The 723-nt window shown below is 71.9% G+C and carries 1 protein-coding gene; it reads right to left on the reverse strand.

The features are described 5' to 3' along the window. Positions 1-16: 16 nt before the first annotated feature. The coding region (locus tag D8M34_RS18675) for a GMP synthase (glutamine-hydrolyzing) (protein ID WP_446723752.1) at positions 17-723 on the reverse strand (707 nt) is incomplete at its 5' end.

A 723-nucleotide genomic window follows, 5' to 3' on the forward strand; every position in this document is an offset into this window, starting at 1 on the left:
TGACGTCAGGCCCTGGTCACTCCCACTCGATGGTGCCCGGGGGCTTGCTCGTCACGTCGACGACGACCCGGTTGACCTCGGCCACCTCGTTGGTGATCCGGGCCGAGATCCGCTCGACGACGTCGTCGGGCAGCCGGGTGCAGTCCGCGGTCATCGCGTCCTCGCTGGACACCGGGCGCAGGACGATCGGATGGCCGTAGGTGCGGCCGTCGCCCTGCACACCGACGCTTCGGACGTCGGCGAGCAGCACCACCGGGCACTGCCAGATCTCGCGGTCCAGCCCGGCGGCGGTGAGCTCCTCGCGGGCGATGGCGTCCGCGGCACGCAGGGTCTCCAGCCGGTCGCGGGTGACCTCGCCGATGATGCGGATGCCCAGGCCCGGACCGGGGAACGGCTGGCGGGCGACGATCACCGCGGGCAGCCCCAGCGCGGCGCCGACCATCCGTACCTCGTCCTTGAACAGCGCGCGCAGCAGCTCGACCAGGTCGAACTCGCCGTCGTCGGGCAGCCCGCCGACGTTGTGGTGGCTCTTGATCACCGCGGTGCCGTCGCCGCCACCGGACTCGACGACGTCGGGGTAGAGCGTGCCCTGGACCAGGAACCCGACGTGGTGGTCGGCGACGACCTCGGCGGTGGCCGTCTCGAAGACCCGGATGAACTCCCGGCCGATGATCTTGCGCTTCTGCCCGGGCTCGGTGACCCCGGCGAGCGCGTCGAGGAACC

It is taken from the genome of Microbacterium sp. HSID17254 (assembly GCF_003989315.1).
Lineage (GTDB): Bacteria > Actinomycetota > Actinomycetes > Actinomycetales > Microbacteriaceae > Microbacterium.